Genomic DNA, 17,703 nt, shown 5'->3' on the forward strand with positions numbered 1-17,703 from the left:
ATAAATAAGTGGGTAATTGTAAAGCAGTTTTTATATCAATTTGAGCCTATAGGTAGGTAAAGTTATGCAAAAGTCGGTATTTATCACCGGTGCTTCTAGCGGTATTGGCTTTTGTGCCGCCCAAACACTTCGCAAACGAGGTTATCATGTGATAGTTGCCTGCCGTAAAGAAGCTGATGTTTTGCACCTAAAAGGACTAGGCTTCGATACTGTTGTACTCGACCTCGATGATAGCCATAGCATAGATAGCGCTGCCGATGAGGTATTGACGCTATGCCAAGGGCGCCTTTTTGGCTTATTCAATAATGCCGGCTTTGGTGTGTACGGCGCGCTAACGAGTATTAACCGCCAGCAATTAGAGTCTCAATTTTCGACTAACTTTTTCGGAATACACCAATTGACCTTGCGCTTGCTTCCAGCCATGCTAGCTCATCATGAGGGGCGTATCGTACAAACTAGCTCGGTAATGGGAATTATTTCAACGCCGGGTCGTGGTGCCTATGCAGCGAGTAAATATGCGTTAGAGGCATGGTCCGATGCGCTCCGTTTGGAGCTAAAAGGCACGGGTGTCCATGTCAGTTTAATTGAACCAGGCCCCATCCATACCAATTTCACCAGTAATGTGGCGCAAACACAGCAAGATAATCCGGTTAAAAACCCAGGAATTGCACAACGTTTTACCTTAACGCCAGAACATGTGGTCGCAAAATTGGTACATGCCCTTGAAAGCCCTCGTCCACGTATCCGTTATTCAGTCACTTTGCTCACCGTCATAGTTCGCATACTGAAACGGCTGCTACCGGATTGCTTGATGGATAAAATACTGGCAGGTCAGGGAAAAAAGGCTTGAAAAAAAATAAAATAGCCCCACCTTTAGAGTATTAAAAACTTATTTAAAAGAGATATTTTATGCAATCTTTTGCCCAAATCGTGGATGTTAATGAACAAAATTTACACCAAGTTGTAGAACAATCCATGCAGATGCCAGTTATGTTCTACTTCTGGTCTGCACAAAGCCCGCACTGTCAAGAGTTTGGTGCGACTCTCGATAAAATTGCCAATGACTATGCGGGTCTGTTTATGTTGGCGCGCGTCAATTGTGACGTAGAGCAAAATGTTGCAGCTCAATTTGGTCTTAGAGCAATACCAACCGTTTATATTCTGCAAGAAGGTCGTCCTGTTGATGGTTTCCAAGGCCCTCAACCCGAAGAAGTCGTATTAGAGATGCTTTCGCGCGTATTGCCTAGTCCAGAAGAGTTGAAAGCCGCACAAGCAGCAGAGTTGATTGCTGAGGGGAAACCTCAAGAAGCGCTGCCGTTACTTAAAGAAGCGCATCAGCTTAATGAGAAAAACAGTGATATCACCCTGTTATTAGCAGAAACACAGATCGGTCTGAATCTTGTGGATGAGGCAGAAAAAACACTGACATCGGTTCCGATGCAGGACCAAGATAGCCGCTATCAAGGGTTAGTGGCACAAATTGAGTTGCTCAGACAAGCGGCGGATACGCCAGAGATCCAGCAATTACAACAAGAATTTGATGCTGACTCAGACAATGCCGAGCTAGCTGTGCAATTGGCATTAAAATTACATGAAGTGAATCGCAATGAAGAAGCTTTAGAAATGCTATTTAGCTTCTTGAAAAAAGACCTCAGCGCTGGAGATGGCGTCGTGAAAAAAACAATGATGGATATTATGTCGGCAATGGGAACAGGAGATGCGATGGCCAGTAAGTATCGCCGACAAGTATATTCATTACTTTACTAAATAAGGAATGATCATGGATTTGTTCGCGTTTGGTGCTATACCGATTATTATTTTTATTGCGATTGTTATTGTTTTTACCTGTGTCAAAACAGTACCGCAAGGCTATCAATGGACGGTTGAACGTTTTGGTCGTTATACCAGAACATTGCAGCCGGGGTTACATATTATTGTGCCATTTATGGATAAAATAGGTCGTCGCATCAATATGATGGAGCAAGTCCTTGATATCCCATCGCAAGAAGTTATCTCGCGTGATAATGCTAACGTCACCATCGATGCCGTCTGTTTTATTCAAGTCGTTGACCCAGTGCGTGCAGCTTATGAAGTTAGCAATCTCGAGCTGTCTGTTTTGAACCTGACAATGACCAATATTCGTACCGTATTAGGCTCCATGGAGCTGGACGAGATGTTGTCACAACGAGATTCCATCAACTCACGCCTTCTGCACATTGTGGATGACGCAACCAACCCTTGGGGGGTGAAAATCACCCGTATCGAAATTCGTGATGTTAAGCCGCCGAAAGAGCTAGTCAACGCGATGAATGCGCAGATGAAAGCAGAGCGTACTAAGCGTGCCGACATTCTGGAAGCTGAAGGTATTCGTCAAGCGGCTATCTTGAAAGCGGAAGGTGAAAAACAGTCACAAATTCTCAAAGCAGAAGGGGATCGTCAGTCTGCATTCTTACAAGCAGAAGCCCGTGAAAGGGCTGCTGAGGCGGAAGCAAAAGCGACTAAGATGGTTTCTGAGGCTATCGCGGCGGGTGATATGCAAGCAATCAACTATTTCGTTGCTCAGAAATATACCGAGGCACTGACAAGTATTGGCTCTGCTGACAACAGTAAAGTGATCATGATGCCACTTGAGGCGAGCAATTTAATGGGCGCTATCGGAGGGATTGCTGAACTTGTCGGTGAAAGCAAAAAAACGCACTCGAATAAGAAACAGGAAAACTCATGATAGAACTTATCAGCGCTCAACCCGCATGGTTTTGGCTGTGCCTTGGTGGTTTATTGCTGATTGGTGAACTGCTCGGTACCGGTGGTTATCTATTATGGTCGGGGATCGCCGCTGTTGCGGTGGCGATTATTACTTTCGTGCTGCCTTTTCTGGGTTGGGAATGGCAAGGGATTTTATTTGCTATCTTAACTATCCTTTCAGCCGTATTATGGCGGAAATGGTTGAGTTTACGTAAAAACTCACAAGCAGATGAGGTCAACCAAAAGAGCCACCAACTCATTGGCACTAAAGTCCGTCTGATTTCCGATACGGATGAAGGTTTTAGCCGCGCACGCCTAGCCGATGGCAGTTGGCGAACATACAGTGAGCAACCTTTAAAAGCAGGCACTGAGGTGATCATCACCTCAGTGGATGGGATCACTCTGCATGTTAAGCCTTATCATGATGGCAACAACCCCGAGACAAGTGATCAATAATCGGGCAGTCTGCATTCTCATCACCGGGACAAGCGTCCACTAAGTTTTGCAGCGTATCTTTAATAGCAGACAATTTCGCGATTGTCTGCTCTAACTCTGCAATTTTCGCCATTGTGGTATTTTTCACATCCGCGCTGTGTCTTGCTGGGTTACGAAACAAACTCAATAACTCGCCGCACTCTTCTAACGTAAAACCGACATCTTTTGCCTGTTTTAACAGACCTAATTCATTAAGGTGTCTATCTTGATAATAGCGATAACTATTTTCCCCCCGTTCAGGTGGAGTAATTAAACCTTTTTCTTCGTAAAAACGAATGGCCTTTGCGGTAAGACCGGTTTTCTTGGCAATTTCACTAATATTCATCATACCCCTTGACCTTACCCTTGAGGGAAGGTTTAACCTTCCCTACATATCAAAAAATTTATATTTGTTTAAAAATTTCAGTGTATTCTGCCATGATAATAAAAACGACAGGATCCGTCATGAGTTAAGGAGATTTTACTTATGAGTAGCAAAATCATTCTCTCCCTGCAAGGGCTAAGTTGTATGCACTGTGTTGGTACAGTCACCAAAGCACTTGAAGCCCGCTCGGACATTGATCATTTCAACGTCACCATTGAGTATGCAGTGATTGAAAGTAATGCTAGCGCTCAATCATTGATTGAAACTATTCAACAGGCGGGTTATGACGCAAAAATGGCCGAACAACCGGATATCACGCTACAGCTATCCGGCCTTAGCTGCATGAACTGTGCCGGTAAAACCCAGCAAGCACTTGAAGCGGTTGATGGTGTAGCCGCTGCTATTGTCGATACTCAACAAGCAAAAGTTTACGGTAGTGCAGCAGCAGATACCTTAATTAATGCGGTTGAGCAAGCAGGCTATCATGCAAAAGTGGCACAACCCAGTCAGGTGACATTAGCATTATCGGGGCTTAGTTGCATGAAATGTGCTGAAAAAACCCGCCTTGCCCTTGAGGCCGTTGACGGTGTTGATCATGCGGATGTCGATACAAACTCTGCCGTGATATATGGTAATGCACCTGTAGAGGCGTTAATTGCCGCTGTGGCTGATGCGGGTTACCAAGCCACATTAAATCAAGCGGGGGCTAACTTCCCAAAAACGCAGCCGCTAGCAAAATCGCCTGAACAGCCGGAAACTGACTCAGCGGCAATCTGTGAAATACCGGCTCAAGAGTCCGATTTAGGCGAGCAACCTGACATCTCCCCTTCAGATGACAGTATCCAGCTATTATTAGATGGTATGACTTGTGCAAGTTGCGTTAATAAAGTGCAAAAAGCCCTCAACAGTGTTCCGGGCGTTGAAAATGCCCGTGTTAACCTTGCTGAGCGTAGCGCGCTAGTGACAGGAACAGCACAGCCAGCCGCACTGATAGCTGCGGTGGAAAACGCTGGCTACGGCGCCGAAATCATACAAGACGAAGCTGAACGCCGAGCACGGCAGCAACAAGTCGCTGATGCAAATATGCGCCGTTTTCGTTGGCAATCTGCACTTGCATTAGCCCTTGGTATCCCTGTGATGATCTGGGGGATGATCGGCGACAATATGATGCTCACGCCACAAAACCACTCAATTTGGCTAACCATTGGGGTTTTAACTTTCGCTGTGATGGTCTTTGCTGGTGGTCATTTCTATAAAAACGCTTGGCAAAGCCTAAAAAATGGCAGTGCGACAATGGATACTTTGGTCGCACTCGGTACAGGTGCTGCTTGGTTATACTCAATTGTCGTCAACTTGTGGCCTGAGATTTTCCCTGAGCAAGCACGCCATCTCTACTATGAGGCCAGTGCAATGATTATTGGTCTGATTAATTTAGGCCATGCACTAGAGCAACGTGCCCGCCAGCGCTCCTCAAAAGCCTTAGAGCGATTGCTGGACTTGACGCCTCCGACTGCCCGCGTGGTTACCGAGCAAGGTGAAGTGGATATGCCACTTGAGCAAGTCAAAAAAGGGATGACTTTACGCCTAACAACGGGGGATCGTGTACCTGTTGATGGCGAAATTATTGAAGGTGAAGTCTGGCTAGATGAAGCGATGCTAACCGGTGAACCCATTCCTCAACAAAAAAGCAAAGGCGATCAGGTACATGCAGGCACTGTCGTTCAAGATGGTACTGTGTTATTTCGCGCGGCGGCTGTGGGTAGCCAAACCACACTAGCGCGTATTATCCATCTTGTGCGCCAAGCTCAAAGCAGTAAGCCTCAAATTGGCCAATTAGCCGATCGTATTTCATCGATATTCGTACCTGTCGTGGTTGCCATTGCTGTCATTTCAGGGCTTATTTGGTATTTTGTCGGCCCAGCCCCGCAAATTACCTACGCATTAGTCATCACCACGACTGTTTTGATTATTGCTTGTCCGTGTGCTCTTGGTCTGGCGACCCCCATGTCAATCATCTCTGGCGTTGGGCGGGCGGCAGAATTTGGAGTGCTTGTCCGTGATGCCGATGCTCTGCAACAAGCAAGTGAGTTAGACACTATCGTCTTCGATAAAACGGGCACATTAACAGAAGGCATGCCACAGGTTACCGATATCCATACCTTTAATGGCTTTTCTGAGACAGAAGTACTACAACTTGCGGCTTCATTGGAAAGTGGCTCTAACCACCCGCTTGCTCGTGCAATTGTCAATCGAGCCAAAGGGCTCTCCTTCCCTACAAGCGAACAATTTAGGACATTAGCGGGTCTCGGTGTCAGTGCCGTCATCGAAGGCAAAACGGTATTACTTGGTAACCAAAAATTATTGATGCAAAGTCATATCGATACCAGTGCGATTGAAGAAACATTGCATCAACAAGCTTCAATGGGGGTCACCCCCGTTTTGTTAGCCGTAGAAGATAAAATCGCTGCATTGCTTTCTATCCGTGATCCATTACGTGAAGACAGCGTCAGTGCCTTAGCTCGCTTACATAAACAAGGCTTTCGTTTAGTTATGTTAACAGGGGATAACCCAGTTACCGCAAAAGCCATCGCAAAAGAAGCGGGAATTGATGAAGTGATCGCAGGCGTCATGCCAGATGGTAAATCGGCTGCAATCGAAGCTTTACAAGCCAAAGGCCATAAAGTGGCAATGGTTGGCGATGGGATCAACGATGCCCCCGCACTGGCCCGTGCCGATGTTGGTATCGCAATGGGAGGCGGCAGTGATATTGCGATAGAAACAGCATCGATTACCTTAATGCGCCAAAGCCTACATGGTGTTGCAGATGCGGTTGCCATTTCAAAAGGCACATTGCGCAATATGAAACAAAACCTATTTGGTGCCTTTGTCTACAACACATTGGGGATCCCAATTGCAGCGGGTATTCTTTACCCTCTAACAGGAACATTGTTGAACCCTGTGGTTGCAGGTGCAGCAATGGCCCTCTCCTCAATCACCGTCGTGACTAACGCCAACCGACTGCTACGCTTTAAACCGAAACAACAATAGGCTACAGCCCGACATTGAGTTTAACTGAATGTCGGGCTTTTCACGCTTAGGTAAATTGCTCGTGATATCATGCCTAACCCCAATCCAATTTTACAGATAAAATAGCGCAAAGTGAGTCGCAAATCGCTACAAGATTGTTTAATCTAAAGGACTGATACTAAAACGTAGGAAAGTGAAATGGCCAAGCTGCTCGAAAACTTAAAAAACTGGTTACATACAGAAGCAGCTCCCGTCTACCCTTATCCAGCTATTGATGTTCGCTTATCAAAAAATCTTAAGCTGCATATTGTTGGTAGTATTCATATGGGAACTGAAAACATGTTTCCACTTTCTGACATTCTTCTCGATAAACTCAACCGAGCCGATGCCCTGATTGTTGAAGCCGACATCACGGATACCCGCTCCCCCTTTATAACCGATAATGCTCTTCGTGCCCCCCTACAAGATCGCCTAAGCGCTGACGAATATCAGCGACTGCAAAGTTGCTGCCAAGAAATACATCAAAATCCAAGCCAATTTGATGCGTTACCCTCATGGCAAGTCGCCCTAATTTTACAATCCACCCAAGCTCAAGGGTTAGGACTACACGGGCACTATGGGATTGATTACCAATTACTCCGTAATGCACAATCTCAGCGGATGAAAATCATCGAGTTGGAAGGTACTGATGCGCAAGTCGAGCTATTATTAAACTTGCCCCAAGAAGGCTTACCTTTATTACAAGATACGTTAGAGCACTGGCGCGCTAATGCCCGTTCATTACAGACCATGATAAGCTGGTGGCTTGATTACCAACCCCATAACCGTGTCACATTACCTAAAACATTCAGTGATGATGTTTATCGTGTTCTCATGGAACAACGTAACCAAGATTGGAGTAGCAAGCTAAAGGCATTACCTGATGGTAATTATGTGGTTACCGTTGGTGCTTTACACTTATTTGGTGATGATAGTTTAGTTAGTTATCTACGAAATTGAATACAAAACAGGTAAAAACATGACTCCCGCTGTAAAGTTACTTGAAAAACAAAAAATAAACTTCACGCTCCACCCTTATGATCATGATCCTAATGTGCATGATTTTGGTAATGAAGCAGTGAGCAAACTCGGTTTAGATGCTAAACAAGTTTTCAAAACGCTACTTATTGCACTTAATGGTGATCAAAAAACGTTAGCGGTCGCAGTAACCCCTGTATCAGGGCAGTTAGATTTAAAACTGGTTGCTAAGGTTTTCAAAACCAAAAAAGTTGAAATGGCCGACCCACAGATAGCACAAAAAACAACAGGTTATTTAGTTGGAGGGATAAGCCCACTAGGGCAGAAAAAACGTCTGCCTACCGTTATCGATAGCCAAGCGCAACAATTTTCCACCATCTTTATTTCTGGCGGTAAAAGAGGGTTAGACATTGAAATAGCGCCACAGGATTTAGCTCGCGTTCTCAATGCAACATTTGCTGAAATAAAGAAAGTGTAAAACCCCTGAGCGTTGTTATCGATAATACTCTCATTTCCCTTACACTATCAATTCATCATACTGGTTTATGCTTTATTATTTATAAGTCATAAGCCAGTCGATTTATCATAACTTTATAAAATAGTCATCATCTAAAATAAATGAGCACCTTTATTAAATCGATTGATATATAAGCATATTTTTATATGCTACCAGCTTGAATTATGAAAATTATAAATTAATATTTATTTTTATATTACATTTAAAAATCCAAAAATTATTATTTACCGTATAAATAAAATAATAATTTATATCCGTCTTAATAGTAACAACTCAAACAGACTCCTAAAGGTTAAAAACCGTTTCTGTTTTATTTGCGATGAATGTTATGAACGCTCAATGCATTTGGCATCATCATAGAAACCATGTAAGGAGAACCTATGTTATCAGTTGGAATTCAAGCTGTTGCCATTCATTTACCAGAAGGTTTACGCACTAATGAATGGTGGGATAAAGAGGCCATCACCTCTTCTCATTCACCTAAATTTTCAACTCACCAACACCAGTCTCTTTATGATAAAGCCATGCAACCTTATCTATCCGATCCCTTTTTAGGCAGTGTCGAGCGCAGAGTCGTGGTCAATCATGAAAGCGCTTCCTCACTCGGGATCAAAGCAGCAACCAAGGTGTTATCAGCCGCAAAAGTCGCCGCTAGTGATATAGATTGCCTCATTGTCACTTCCATGTTTGATGACCATATTGGTTGTGGTGATGCAGGCTATATCGCACAGGCACTCGGTATCGGTGGTGGCGCCTTTAATATTGGGGCAACCTGTAATAGCTCGATGTCAGCATTACTAACAGCTTGTGGCTTGGTAAGCAGCGGCTTAAATAACAAGGTATTAGTCATTGCCACAGCACTATTCTCTCGGGCACTTGACGACGACAATGCCGCCATGCGTTTTCATGGTGACGCATCCACCGCCTTCATCGTAGGCCCTGTTAAAGAAGGATATGGCCTGCTGGGCTCTAAATCGTTACACCTTGGTGAAACATGTGGCACTTGGTGCTTTAAGGTCGTCGAAGACCAATATTCGCCAACAGCGCAACATATCCGCCTCAGTTTCAATAAGCCAGTAACCCACGTGCTACGTTCAACAGCGGAATATTACCTTAAACAGACCGTAAAAGGCGCATTAGCCAAAGCAAAACTCTCTATTAACGATATCGATTGTGTCGCACTCAATGCCCCGACAGCTTGGCATGCCGAGTTTTCCGCTAATGTATTGGGGATCGAACCCAAACGGGTCATCAATACATTTCCTCAATTTGCTTACAATGGCCCCGCCATGATGCCGATCCATCTGTATACCGCAGCGATACAAAAATCGATTAAGCCCGGCGGCATTATGCTGTTATACGCCTACGGAGGACAAACAGAAGCGTCAGCCGCTGTATTGCGCTGGCCTAATGTTATCCTTGGTGCACCACCGGAGCCTGCTTCCGTGATCGATCATAAAGACATACCGTAGATGACCTCTTTCAAGGTGCAAAATTAGTAAGCTTAACCAACGGCATTTGTTAACTTGCTGGATTTACGTTATTTTTGGTCAGATCACAAAATAGATTTCTTGAGATAAAGGGGGAATAAAACGCTCCTTGTTACTGCAATCTTCATCATGAAAAAGGTACTCAAAAATGGCAGTTGATGAAAATGGCTATATCTGCACATTAAAAAAGCAACCTATACCCGCGAGATATCAAGAACTACTCACATCTGTTCAATCACAACTACTCGCTCAGTATGGCGATAGAATTTGCAGTATTTTTATTTATGGTAGCGTTGCACGTGGCAAAGCTACTCCTCCTAAATCCGATCTGGATCTCTGTGTTATTTTTCACGGCAATATTGATAACACAGAGGCTTTAGCGCTCAGCAAGATAGGCGAAAATAGCCTTCGACTTTACCCTATTGTTCCAAAGGTGGATTTCGATATAGCCAGTCAACAGGAGGTTCTGTCACCGAATAACACCAACAGTTGGGGATACTGGCTAAAGCACCATTGCCGTATCATTTATGGTGACGACCTTTCCCGATATTTTCCCCTATTCCGCCCATCAAGGGCCATCGCCTTAGCCGTCAATGGTGATTATCACACCACTCTCTTAGATTACATTCAGAAAATGGCAAGTACGGATGATCAGGCAACGTTCTTAAAATTATCCAAAGAAGCTTCTAAGAAACTTATCCGCTCTACAAATATTTTACGGACGCCTAACGACACAGACTGGCCAGATACATTAGATGAACATATCACTCGGCTACACAATAAATATCCCGCCTTAGCGCATCAATTACCCTTTTTTAAGGCGCAAATCCAGTTCGCGACTTACTCTAAAAAAGATTTTATCCCCCATTTGCACACGGCAATAACTCGCCTATTGCAAGCAGATGAAAGTATGAAAGCAAACGAAAAGGCCTGACCCCAGTTACTGTCTGGGATCAGGCCTTGTAAGCAGTTCACTCGCCTATTGAAATGTTATTAATAGGCGACTTAGGCATTATTTTTTATAAACAATTTCGCCTTTTGGTTCATAGTCTGCCGCTTTTAGTGGTGAATGTTTTTCAATATAGCCTTTCAACACTTCCGCATCGACAAACCCTGTATTGACGTAGTTAGGATGATTATCGATTTTCGGATAGCCATCACCACCTATAGCATTAAAATTCAGTGTTGCCATACGGTAAGTTTTTTCAGGATCAACTGGCTTACCATCAATTTTCACGTCACTGATGCTACCATCCGGATTAACAGTCAGGCTGACATTATAAAACTGTGCGTAAGCGCCTGAATCAGGTTTCATGTTCGCAGCAGCCTGCAAATATGGAAGCACTTCGCTGCCTTTGAAGTCAACATACACTAATTCATTCGTAAATGGCTGTACCTTTAAAACATCTTTATATGTAATATCACCGCTCTCAATCGAATCACGGACACCGCCGCCACTCATAATTGCAAAATCAGCACCTGCACGCTCTTTTTGTGCCGCTAACAAGAGACGCCCCATGTTAGTTTGCACAAAACGAACTTTACTACGGTCGCCTTCGAGTTTGCCTTCAACAGAGCCAACTTTAACATTCAGCTGCTCACCCCCTTTCTCTTGATAAGGTGTCAGTAACTTCATCATTTCTGGGTTGTGCGCAATTTCTTGAGTGTAATAGACACGCTCAGTGGTGCCATCTTCTTTAGTCACTTTCTTTTTCAAGTTGATAGGGATCAATTGGTAATGTTTCAGTGTGAACTTACCATTTTTAAATTCGAAATCTGCGCGACCGACATATTTCCCCCATTCATGGGCTTGAACGATCCAAGTGCCATTTTGATTATCAGGTGCACAAGGTGTTCCCGGCACATAGTCGACTTGTTTATAGTTTTTATTCTCCGCAGACATACAAACGGGATCTTGTGAGTGACCACCTACTATCATATCTAAATATCCAGCAGGTAAACTACGAGCCATTTCAACATCACCCGGTGCATTCGAACCATGTTGACCGTCATCGTAGTGCCCCATATGGGTGGCTGCAATAATAATGTCTGGCTTTTCAGTCTCACGCAGCTCTTCAATCACTTTTTTCGCCTCTACCGATGGCGTTCTAAATTCCACATCTGGGAAATTAGCTGGATTGCCGAGTTTCGCTGTATCGTCCGTGGTCAATCCTAATACGGCGATTTTGACGCCTTGCTTATCAAAAATTTGATAAGGCTTGAACAAGCGTTTACCGGTGCTAGTTTGGTAAATGTTGGCAGATAAGAATGGGAAATTAGCCCATTTTTCTTGGGTACGTAACACTTCAAGCGGATTATCAAACTCATGGTTACCTAATGCCATCGCATCATAACCGACTAAGTTCATCCCTTTAAAATCAGGCTCTGCATCTTGCAAGTCAGATTCAGGTACACCTGTATTGATATCACCACCAGAAAGCAGCAATAGGCTTCCACCTTGTTTCGCAACTTCATCACGGATTTCATCAACCACCGTTTTTTGAGCCGCTAAGCCATACTCACCGTGATCGTTATGCCAGAAGTGACCATGATGGTCATTAGTATGCAAAATGGTGATGTTATAGGTTTTATCTTTTTCCCAAGCATTTGCCTGTGCGATAGGCAACAGTGCTAAAGATACCGTTAATGCGCATACCGATGCTTTAAAGGTTAATTTCATCTCTTTCTCCCTGCCGATATAGGAATTTTGTGCGGTATAAGTAGATAATAAGTTTAATATCACCGCCTATCTTATACTCTATATCATTTAAGATACGTCACGGACGTATTACCATAGAAATATAAGGCAGGCTGTGTCTCATACGAATGAGCGCCGTCAGTAGCACCACACGTTGAAGTATGATGAGTATATAGCACAAAACCGCGATCATAATTAGATAACCAGTGCATAAAATGATGCTTGTTTCATTAAAGTGAGACATCAATCAAAATAATGACACGAGTGACTTTTTTTATCGTGATATTTATTAGTTCAAATAAATTACAAATACGCTATATTGATAACAATTGTGCAACACAACTAGAAGTTACTAACTATGAGCGACCAAACAACAAGTTCTAGCAATACCGCACCATCAAAGCCTATCAGCAAAACAGGCAAAACCGTTTTCAGTATTCTAACCGCAATTAGCTTCTCTCATTTACTGAATGATATGATCCAGTCTTTGATATTAGCTATTTATCCGTTATTGCAATCCGACTTTTCATTAAGTTTTGCACAGGTTGGTTTGATCACGTTGACTTACCAAATTACGGCATCACTACTACAACCGATCATTGGCTATTATACTGACAAACATCCACAACCTTATTCACTCCCAATAGGAATGGGCTTTACGCTAACAGGTTTGTTGCTACTCGCTATGGCGGAAACCTTCCCGGTTATTTTGCTTGCTGCTGCGCTGGTAGGAACAGGCTCTTCCGTATTCCATCCTGAATCATCTCGCGTTGCGCGTATGGCATCAGGGGGGCGACATGGCCTTGCACAATCGTTCTTCCAAGTCGGTGGAAATTTAGGTTCCTCATTAGGCCCGCTACTCGCGGCACTCATCATTGAGCCATATGGTAAAGGGAACGTTGGCTGGTTCTCTCTGGCGGCCTTATTAGCTATTGTGGTTTTATTGCAAGTGAGCCGTTGGTATAAGCAACAGCATCGCACCACCAGCAAAAAACCAGTTCGTCACGTGGAAGTCAAAGTACTACCACGTAAAGCGGTGATTGGCTCATTGACGATATTGCTGATTTTAATTTTTTCCAAGTACTTTTATCTAGCCAGCATTAGTAGCTATTATACCTTTTATCTCATTGATAAATTTGGTGTTAGTGTACAAAACGCCCAGTTCCATCTGTTTATTTTTCTCTTTGCCGTCGCAGCAGGAACCATGATTGGTGGGCCTGTTGGCGATAAGATCGGGCGCAAATATGTTATTTGGTTTTCTATTTTAGGCGTTGCGCCTTTCACGCTAATGCTACCGCATGCTTCCCTGTACTGGACCAGTATTTTGACCGTTATTATCGGATTAATATTAGCTTCTGCATTTTCAGCCATTTTAGTCTACGCACAAGATCTCATCCCCGGTAAAACAGGCATGATTTCAGGGCTATTTTTTGGATTAGCATTTGGTATGGGAGGCGTTGGAGCGGCAGTGCTAGGGCAGATTGCCGATAAGACCAGTATTGAACAAGTTTATCAATATTGTGCTTTTCTACCATTATTAGGAATTTTCACTGTACTACTACCAAATTTAGAACAAAAATAACTATTTCTCTTTATTTCACCCATACTTATTGAAAAATAAGTATGGGCATATCCTTCTATATCCCACTTAAAATTCAATAAAAAATCATAAAAATGACATCTTTGTAACGATTTAGCACTAATACAGTACTTTTATTTGAAAAACATTGAAATTTTTTAAGGAAATTTTTCTCAAATAACGATAAAATAGAATTATATGCAAAGCGCATTCCAAAATACGGGAATTTTATTCCTAAAAATTCAAATTAATAAAAGGAGACTAAATGGAGCATTCTACGCCCTTAATCACAACCATTGTTGGTGGTCTCGCCCTTGCATATTTGTTAGGTATGATCGCTCAGCGATTAAAAATTTCCCCTCTAGTAGGGTATCTTGCGGCTGGAGTCTTGGCCGGTCCTTTTACACCTGGTTTTGTTGCCGATACAACACTTGCACCTGAACTCGCTGAGATAGGTGTTATCCTACTGATGTTTGGCGTTGGGTTACACTTTTCGCTTAAAGATCTTATGGCGGTTAAAACCATCGCCATTCCCGGTGCTATTGCACAAATTGCGGTTGCTACACTGTTAGGTTTAGGCCTTTCCACCCTTTTTGGTTGGGGAACCTTTTCAGGGATTGTTTTCGGCCTCTGTTTATCCACAGCCAGTACCGTAGTGTTACTTCGCGCCTTAGAAGAGCGGCAACTGATTGACAGTCAACGCGGTAAAATTGCTATCGGCTGGTTGATTGTTGAAGATCTGGCAATGGTATTAACACTGGTACTACTACCAGCCGCCGCCGCGATTATGAATTCAGAGCAAGCCAGCTTAAGTGAGTTACTCATCGGTCTTGCATGGACAATAGGTAAAGTTGTCGCCTTCATTATCCTCATGATAGTGATTGGCCGCAGAGTCATACCTTGGATTTTATCGCGCACCGCATCCACCGGCTCTCGTGAACTGTTTACATTGGCTGTATTGGCACTTGCATTAGGTATCGCCTATGCGGCTGTCGCCTTATTTGATGCCTCCTTCGCTCTTGGCGCGTTCTTTGCTGGTATGGTATTAAATGAGTCAGAACTAAGCCACCGTGCAGCACAAGACACATTACCGCTCAGAGATGCGTTTGCTGTTCTATTCTTTGTGTCTGTTGGTATGCTATTTGACCCTGTGGTCATTATTGATCACCCATTAGGTGTGATTGCTGTTCTCGCTATTATCATTGTGGGTAAATCCGCCGCAGCGTTGGTGCTTGTGCGTTTATTTGGTCACTCGCGGCGAACCGCATTAACCATCTCTGTCAGCCTTGCCCAAATCGGTGAGTTTGCCTTTATTTTAGCGGGGATGGGAATGGCGCTTGGCGTGATGGATAAAGAGGCGCAAAACCTTGTGTTAGCCGGTGCCATTGTCTCTATTATGCTTAACCCAGTGCTGTTCAGCTTATTGGATAAGTACTTAGAGAAGACCGAAACCGCCGAAGAGCAGTTACTCGAAGAGACTTTGGAAGAAGAAACTCAAATTCCTGTCGATATTTGTGGTCATGCGATTATCGTTGGTTACGGTCGTGTAGGAACTATGCTGGCAGATAAACTGCGTAGACGCGATATCCCATTAGTCGTGGTTGAAGATACTCGCGCTAAATTTGAGGAGCTAGCAGAAAACGGGTTCAGTGCTATTTTAGGTAACGGTGCTAATAGAGATATCATCAGCCTTGCTCGTATTGAGTGTGCAAAAACGCTGCTTCTTACCATTCCAAATGGTTATGAAGCAGGTGAAATCGTCGCGCATGCTAAAGAGCTAAACCCAGATATCACAGTGATTGTTCGCGCGCACTACGATGATGAAGTCAGCTTTATTAAAGAGCGTGGTGCTGAGCATATTATTATTGGTGAACATGAAATTGCTAAAGCGATGGCAACTTTTATGTGTAATGATGTCACTGAATATGGTTGCTCAATGGATGATGACCCTTCTCCCACAGCCGGTGAAGGTAAAAGCCTAGATGAATATCTAAAACCCTCTCATTAAAACACATTTAAGGGAAGCTTCGGCTTCCCTTTGTTTATCTGGTAATTCTATTGTGTTAATCCCTGTATCAGGGATGCAGCTTACTCTTTTCAATCATGACTGGTTTACTGAGAGAGCGTGAACTGTTCGCCCCCGCCTAATATGCGATTTTTCACTATTAAAAATTCTAAAATAGAATAATTAATAATAAATAGATTCACATTTTCTCCACTTTTTAGCATAGATAAGTCGTTATACTCATCCCCGCCTAAACCATTATTGATGATATTTTTTGTGTCCTCTTCCCCCACGATGTGGGGGAATTTTTTTCTGGCATTGAGCTAAAAAAATACCCCACTGTTTTGCTCAAACAATGAGGCATTATGCAAAGGCTTGCGTATTAACGCTCCCAATAGGACTCTTCTAAGCTGTCTTCTTTTTCAGGTAGGCCACGCGTTAAACGCGGCGAATGTTGAGTCAAGACTTGATAGCTCACGCGGTTTGCATATTTGCACACTTGAGCAAGCGAAGAGTAAGTTAGATATTGGCGCGTATGCTTACTGGAATTAGGCACATTGAAGCGATGATAGGAGTTTGCGGTGATATCGTGTAGCAATGCGGATAACGCGCCATCTCCTGCACCATTAGTATTCATGATCTTTTCAGGTCCCCCCATATAAGGCTCAATATGAGAGTATATGCGCATAGGAACTTCACAATCTTGCTGGCGCATTGCGCGGCTAAATTCATAGAGGTTAAATTCAGGAATAGCGCCCGGTAATAATGGGTGTTGGGTGGTGCGTTTAAATGCTTCTTCCGTATAACCTGCCATATATAGCCCTGATGGCCCCGCCGTACACAGCACAAGATCGACCCAATTTAGAGCCATATCCGAAGCTAACAACGGGTCATTACACCCTGTTAGCTCTAACGCCTCATCTTCATTCATCGCGACAACAGAGACATGCTCAGCCAGAAAATCACGCCAAAACTGGGGGTCTTGCGCTATCACGAACTTAGTACCGAGTGTTAATACAACGGGAACATTATGCTTTTTAGCATAGCTAATCGCCTGCATCGTGGCTTCTGGCATGGTTTCACCGGGCTTGCAACGAACCAAATAAGCGGTCAAAACTAACGCCGAAGCGCCAGCAATAATCTCTTCTGGGATACTTTCAGGGCGTAGACGATTCATATGCCCTGGGCTAATCGCGAAGGTTCTCTCACCGTTTTCAGCAATAAGGGTAAAGCAGCGACCAATTGGCCCATCGACCCCTTGTAAATAGTTGAGATCCATGCGGCTCGATGTATGGCATAAATAGCGATAAGAGTAGCTTCCAATTTGAATATTATTGCACATCGTTCCCAATAACACCGAGCGATCATCCGCCAGCACGGAGTAGTTATGCAGCGTATTCCCGATGGTTCCCCCGGCATACTCATGTGTGATTAATGCGTTACTGGTTAGCTCTTTATATAAAGCCTCTGCAACATCATCTTCAATCACTAAAGAGTGACCTTTACTGAGTTGATAGCGTTCAATGAATGCATCGTCGACTTTAGCTTCAATATCGACCAGTGTTTGATCGATACCGACAATATAAGATTGGCAGTTTTCGCCATCATCTAAACGCTCTTTAATAGGCTGTAACAGCGGATCTCTGAGGCTAACAGGAAAGTAGTGCTTTGATTTACGTTGACCGGGGAATTTCATAATGGATAAATTAGAGAGTATACATGGCACTATTCTAGCACGATAAATGCAAACCAGCACCTTAGACAAA

The 17,703-nt window shown here is 43.7% G+C and carries 14 protein-coding genes; 11 read left to right on the forward strand and 3 right to left on the reverse strand.

The genetic code is table 11. The annotated features are described in order from the left end of the window. The first annotated feature begins 64 nt into the window (after positions 1 to 64). Genes PR709_RS04050 through PR709_RS04065 form a run of 4 tightly spaced genes read left to right on the forward strand, consistent with a single transcriptional unit; the run spans position 65 to position 3,201 of the window. Positions 65 to 850, forward strand: a complete 786-nt coding sequence (locus tag PR709_RS04050; RefSeq protein WP_004922369.1) for an SDR family oxidoreductase — start codon at positions 65 to 67, stop codon at positions 848 to 850. 59 nt (positions 851 to 909) lie between these two features. After that, positions 910 to 1,767 (forward strand): co-chaperone YbbN, encoded by an 858-nt coding sequence (locus PR709_RS04055; RefSeq protein WP_272570740.1) that lies wholly within the window; start codon positions 910 to 912, stop codon positions 1,765 to 1,767. Positions 1,768 to 1,780: 13 nt separating this feature from the next. Then, positions 1,781 to 2,725 carry an SPFH domain-containing protein gene (locus PR709_RS04060; protein ID WP_014656542.1) on the forward strand — a complete coding sequence of 315 codons (945 nt, stop codon included), beginning with the start codon at positions 1,781 to 1,783 and terminating at the stop codon, positions 2,723 to 2,725. Then, positions 2,722 to 3,201 (forward strand): NfeD family protein, encoded by a 480-nt coding sequence (locus tag PR709_RS04065; RefSeq protein ID WP_004922378.1) that lies wholly within the window; start codon positions 2,722 to 2,724, stop codon positions 3,199 to 3,201. Before PR709_RS04060 ends, PR709_RS04065 begins: the two co-directional genes overlap by 4 nt. Here the strand turns inward: PR709_RS04065 and cueR are convergent. Then, positions 3,155 to 3,565, reverse strand: coding sequence for a Cu(I)-responsive transcriptional regulator (cueR, locus tag PR709_RS04070; RefSeq protein ID WP_014656544.1), 411 nt, complete (start codon positions 3,563 to 3,565; stop codon positions 3,155 to 3,157). The two genes, PR709_RS04065 and cueR, sit on opposite strands and share 47 nt — an antisense overlap. A gap of 141 nt (positions 3,566 to 3,706) precedes the next feature. Between cueR and copA the strand changes: the two genes are divergently transcribed. The 5 genes from copA (at position 3,707) to PR709_RS04095 (ending at position 10,589) form a co-directional block, all read left to right on the forward strand. Next, entirely contained in the window at positions 3,707 to 6,652 is a 2,946-nt protein-coding gene (gene copA, locus PR709_RS04075) for a copper-exporting P-type ATPase CopA (protein WP_053110363.1), read from the forward strand. Between the two features lie 177 nt (positions 6,653 to 6,829). Continuing rightward, the gene (locus PR709_RS04080) at positions 6,830 to 7,630 is read left to right on the forward strand and encodes a TraB/GumN family protein (protein ID WP_102957338.1); all 801 of its coding nucleotides are present in this window, start codon (positions 6,830 to 6,832) and stop codon (positions 7,628 to 7,630) included. A 19-nt stretch (positions 7,631 to 7,649) separates the two neighbouring features. Beyond that, complete coding sequence (gene ybaK / locus PR709_RS04085) at positions 7,650 to 8,126, forward strand: Cys-tRNA(Pro)/Cys-tRNA(Cys) deacylase YbaK (RefSeq protein WP_004922388.1); 477 nt, start codon at positions 7,650 to 7,652, stop codon at positions 8,124 to 8,126. A gap of 419 nt (positions 8,127 to 8,545) precedes the next feature. Continuing rightward, positions 8,546 to 9,637 (forward strand): 3-oxoacyl-ACP synthase III family protein, encoded by a 1,092-nt coding sequence (locus PR709_RS04090; RefSeq protein ID WP_004922392.1) that lies wholly within the window; start codon positions 8,546 to 8,548, stop codon positions 9,635 to 9,637. Between the two features lie 166 nt (positions 9,638 to 9,803). Then, the gene (locus PR709_RS04095; protein ID WP_004922395.1) at positions 9,804 to 10,589 is read left to right on the forward strand and encodes a nucleotidyltransferase domain-containing protein; all 786 of its coding nucleotides are present in this window, start codon (positions 9,804 to 9,806) and stop codon (positions 10,587 to 10,589) included. Positions 10,590 to 10,667: 78 nt separating this feature from the next. Here the strand turns inward: PR709_RS04095 and ushA are convergent, their stop codons facing one another. Further along, positions 10,668 to 12,335, reverse strand: a complete 1,668-nt coding sequence (gene ushA / locus PR709_RS04100) for a bifunctional UDP-sugar hydrolase/5'-nucleotidase UshA (protein WP_004922398.1) — start codon at positions 12,333 to 12,335, stop codon at positions 10,668 to 10,670. 376 nt (positions 12,336 to 12,711) lie between these two features. Here ushA and PR709_RS04105 point away from each other — a divergent pair, with 376 nt between their 5' ends. Continuing rightward, on the forward strand, positions 12,712 to 13,935 hold the full coding sequence (locus PR709_RS04105) for an MFS transporter (protein WP_004922399.1): 1,224 nt from the start codon (positions 12,712 to 12,714) through the stop codon (positions 13,933 to 13,935). A gap of 262 nt (positions 13,936 to 14,197) precedes the next feature. Continuing rightward, positions 14,198 to 15,940 carry a YbaL family putative K(+) efflux transporter gene (ybaL, locus tag PR709_RS04110; protein WP_004922404.1) on the forward strand — a complete coding sequence of 581 codons (1,743 nt, stop codon included), beginning with the start codon at positions 14,198 to 14,200 and terminating at the stop codon, positions 15,938 to 15,940. A 379-nt stretch (positions 15,941 to 16,319) separates the two neighbouring features. On the opposite strand, the gene PR709_RS04115 is transcribed toward ybaL, so the two are convergent. Then, complete coding sequence (locus PR709_RS04115; protein WP_004922409.1) at positions 16,320 to 17,633, reverse strand: inosine/guanosine kinase; 1,314 nt, start codon at positions 17,631 to 17,633, stop codon at positions 16,320 to 16,322. Between the last annotated feature and the right edge of the window lie 70 nt (positions 17,634 to 17,703).

The sequence above is a fragment of the Providencia sp. PROV267 genome (genome assembly GCF_028477825.1).
Classification (GTDB): Bacteria; Pseudomonadota; Gammaproteobacteria; order Enterobacterales; family Enterobacteriaceae; genus Providencia; species Providencia stuartii.